Source organism: Micromonospora sp. H61 (assembly GCF_018070325.1).
Classification (GTDB): Bacteria; Actinomycetota; Actinomycetes; order Mycobacteriales; family Micromonosporaceae; genus Micromonospora; species Micromonospora salmantinae.
On sequence record NZ_JAGPXY010000156.1, the window covers coordinates 1 to 3,829 of the forward strand.

Annotated in this window: 3 protein-coding genes; 2 read left to right on the forward strand and 1 reads right to left on the reverse strand. The window is 66.4% G+C overall.

Annotated elements, in window-relative coordinates; genetic code table 11:
- Window positions 1–745 precede the first annotated feature (745 nt).
- Window positions 746–1,180 carry a hypothetical protein gene (locus KBX08_RS32425; protein WP_247670445.1) on the forward strand — a complete coding sequence of 145 codons (435 nt, stop codon included), beginning with the start codon at window positions 746–748 and terminating at the stop codon, window positions 1,178–1,180.
- Window positions 1,181–1,462: 282 nt separating this feature from the next.
- The gene (locus KBX08_RS32430) at window positions 1,463–2,404 is read left to right on the forward strand and encodes an SMI1/KNR4 family protein (RefSeq protein ID WP_210787571.1); all 942 of its coding nucleotides are present in this window, start codon (window positions 1,463–1,465) and stop codon (window positions 2,402–2,404) included.
- A gap of 256 nt (window positions 2,405–2,660) precedes the next feature.
- Here KBX08_RS32430 and KBX08_RS32435 read toward each other — a convergent pair.
- A partial coding sequence (locus KBX08_RS32435) for a hypothetical protein (protein WP_210787572.1) occupies window positions 2,661–3,829 on the reverse strand: 1,169 nt, incomplete at its 5' end.

The window sequence follows — 3,829 nt, forward strand, 5'->3', positions numbered from 1 at the left end:
GCTCGGTGGGTGCTCGGGAGCCGATGGACCGGGGTGGTCCCGGCGGGACGCGGCATGGTGCTTTGGGACGCTGGCCGGTGGCTGCCGGTGCGGGATGACCAGGCGGCCGGGGGAGGGGGAGGGGCCTGGCCGTCGGTGGTTCCCGGATCGGCTGGCGCCAGGGATGGCCCGATCTTTGCGCGGCGTGGTTTGCCGGTTCTGAGTCTTTCGTGGTCCGCTCTTCGATGGATTCCTCGAACAGTGATCATGGAAAACGTCTCACAAATCCCGTTTTGAGGGTGCAGGAGTTCCCTCCGGGCGCCACCAGCAGCCGTCCGGTCGTCGGGATGGCCGGGAGCCAATGGTTAGGGGATCATCGATGGGTGGCCGGTGGTCGTGAGCTGACGCCGCGGGGGTGGCGGATCCTGCCGTTCCTGGCGTTGCACGGGGTGGCGACCACGAGCGACGTCGCCGTGGTGGTAGGTATGCCGCGTTTGACGGCACACCTAGGCCTCACCTGGCTGCATGCCACAGGACTGGTGGGCCGGGAGCGGTCGGCGGAGGACCGGTCGCATGCCTGGTGGTATCGGATCACGAGGGAGGGCAGCGACCTACTCGGCCGTGACCTCGTCTCGTCGGGGCAGCCGGTGCCGTTGCGTCTGGGTCAGCGGCACTGGGTGCGGCGCACCACCTGCTGTTCCTGCCGCTGCTGGAGGCCTCGCGGCTGGATCTGGGCCGGTGTGGGCTGTTCCAGTGGTCGACGACGTTGGACACGTCGGTGTGGCTGCGGGAGCGGGGCCTGGCGCATCTGCGCGCTGACGACTACGGGGTGTGGTTGGAGGACGGCCGGTGCTTGCGGTTCCTGGTGCACGTCGACCCGGGGCCGGTCGGTGGCGCGATCGGCGAACGGGAGCGGTCGACTGCCGGGCTCGGCGCTGTTCTGGCCGGGTACCGGCGTACTGACCCGTTCGTGCCGGTCGGCGCGGTGCTGGTCATTGCCCACGACGCCGCCCAGGAGGCCAACCTACTGGCGGACCTCATGAATCGGCCGCTGCGGGCGCCGGTCGCGGTCACCACCGCCGACCTGCTTCACCAGCAGAGGCCGCACGAGAGTGTGTGGCGGGTTTCGGCGGCCACCGCACGTCACCGGTTGATCGAAATTCCTCCTGCGGTCAAACTATGCCCGATAAGTCGAAGGTAGGCAGACCGCGGCAAGCGAATGCCGCACGGACCACCGTGGGGCCGACACCCTGACAAGCAAGTCGACCGTATGGAGTATCCGCTTCTGCCGAGAACAGTGCACCTGATCGTAGGACCGATGCTCACACTGGCCAAAACTCCGTGAACCGACGACCCAGGACGAAAAACCGGAGCTCGGCGATCCCTGGCCGGTTGAGTGGCGATGATGCGAGTCGGTGTATCGGGCATGGGCTATGGTTACGCCTTGGCTTTGAACGACCCTCTGGCATGAGAAGAAGTACCGGTGGACGACAGGATCGCCCGGATTCAGGTCAAGATCGCAGCTTTGCCCGCAGCGGAGAAGGCCGTTCTCGGCCCCGTGCTCACTGAGCAGCAAGTCTCAGATTTCGAGGAACTGCACGGCACCCGGATGCCGGAGGAGTTCCGCCAGTTCGTCACCCACATCGGCCATGGCGGATACGGCCCTACCTATGGACTGCTGTCCATGGAACGGTGGGTGTCCGGGGCCGCAGGAGTCAACGGAAAACTCGCCGAGCCATTTCCCTTCGTTCCAAACGTGCACATCGCCGCATGGTCCGCCGGTAGGCAAGGCAGCGCTTCGCCCACTTTCCCGGGCGCGATCGCTGTCGTCTACCGAGGATGCAGCGATTTCACCCTGCTTGTCGTCACCGGACCCGGCCGCGGCCGTCTGGTCGAGGTTAACGCCGAGGGATTCTTCGCGCCTCACTTCCACACCGACCCGGACTTCCTCGCCTGGTATGAGCGTTGGTTGGACTTCACCCTGGCCGGACATCGCAATCTGAACCTGTTCGCAGATCAGATGGCCGGCGACGAAGCAGCGCTCGTGGCCACGCTGCTGAACGACGCACTCGCAACGCGACGGCGTGCTGCCGCGTGCACGTTCATCACGTACCCAGCGCCAAGTGCTTCGCTCCCCGATGTCCTGACACATGTGCTGTCAACGGAACCGCACCCGCCCGTGAGAGAAACGATCTTGCGCGCTCTGTCTGCCCAAGGCGAGCACGGCCGCGATCGTCTGCCCATAGCCCTCGCAGATCCGGTACCCGGTGTTCGATCCCTCGCGGCCATCCTCATGACCACGAACACACCACAGGGAAGACGCCTGAGCCCCCAGCTACGCCAGACCCTCGGCAATCATCTGACAGTGGAGGAAGACCGCTCAGTGCGTGACACCATCCAGAGGATGCTCGACCACTCACACTGATCCACACGATCCCGGCGAGTCCGCGGCCTTCGGGGCCGACCCCGCCAATGACCCGGCGAACCGTTCGCCGACCATGCCTACGATCATTGCCGCAAGACTCCAAGATCCGGTTTACTATTTTGCCGCTGTCATCGCACGTCGTCCCGGTGCCGAGGCCACGGCCCTCTACGTCTTAAACGCGGCGCCTGCCGGGTAAGCCGACGCGGTTGTGAGGCTGCCGGGGTATAGATTGCGGTCTGTCCCGGGTGGGTCCGTATCAGTTGGACAGTAAGCCGTTCACATCAGCGGTGAGGAAGCCCCAGCTGAGGGCGAGATCATTGAGGCTGTCGACCACCACGCGCTGGCGGGCTGCGCGGTCTGGCTCGAACGGACCGACAACGCGTAGGCCCGTCTGCGTCCGGAAAACATCGTGTGGGCCGTCGCCGAGCGGGGTGAGATCGAGGACGTCCGAAAGATTCAGCTGGCGGGCGACGCCCTCGTCCCCGGCGTCGCGCACGGCCGTTCCGGCGTGGATGTAGAAGACGACGAACGGGGGCGCCGCGTACGGCAGCCTCATGAAGTCGGGCTCCAGCGCCTCGGGCAGCGAGACTATGGTCTCCCACATCGCGACCAGAGAGTCAACGAGGTCGACGATTGACAGGCGAGAACGCATCGCTTGCATACTGCCCGGGTTCAACGGACGGTGCAGCTTCGGGAGCAGTCGAAGATTAGTGCCCAGGTCAACGGTGGCCAGGACCGACGACGGAGAACGCCAATTGCCGGTTTGCAGCACCGAGTTCGCGGTCACCACCGGCGGGCCGTCAGGCGGGGTGATCTGTGCCCGGACGTGGGAACTGATGGCTGAGTGATTGCTGTCGGAGCCGCTGGCCAGGTTCCACGCCGGCGCAACGACTTCCTCTGTGTGGCGGTGCACGAGCCTGGACATGTGCGCGGCGAGGCCGGACTCAGTGAGCAGGTCGCGGTGCCTTTGCCGGACCGCGACCGGTAGCGACTGCGGCCTGTACTTCCAGCTTTGCCAGGTGACGTCGAGGACCGCACGCAGGTACAGCTCGGTGAGTTCGCCGGTCGCGAAGTTGTTGTGGTGCATCTCGAAGTCACGGCTGGTGTGCGGCCGCCACAGCAGCCGCCCGCCCGGCGACACCTGGGCCAGCCGGCCGGGTCCCCACCGGCCGCCCTCCAGTTCGACCGTCTGCGCGTCGGCGCGGATCAGCAGAGAGGTGGTGGCCGGGGCCGAGGGAAGGCCGACGTTGCTGATGGTCGTCTCCGTGTCGGCGGCGTTGCCCGCCTCGCACAGGTCTTCCCAGATGTCGCCCGGAACAACCGCGCCCCCTCGGTCAGGCAACACAGTCATTACTGGGCCGGGCGCGCCGTCGCGGCCGGCGAGCGGTTGGATCAGGCCGGGGCCAACCGCGGCGACCGGCTGCG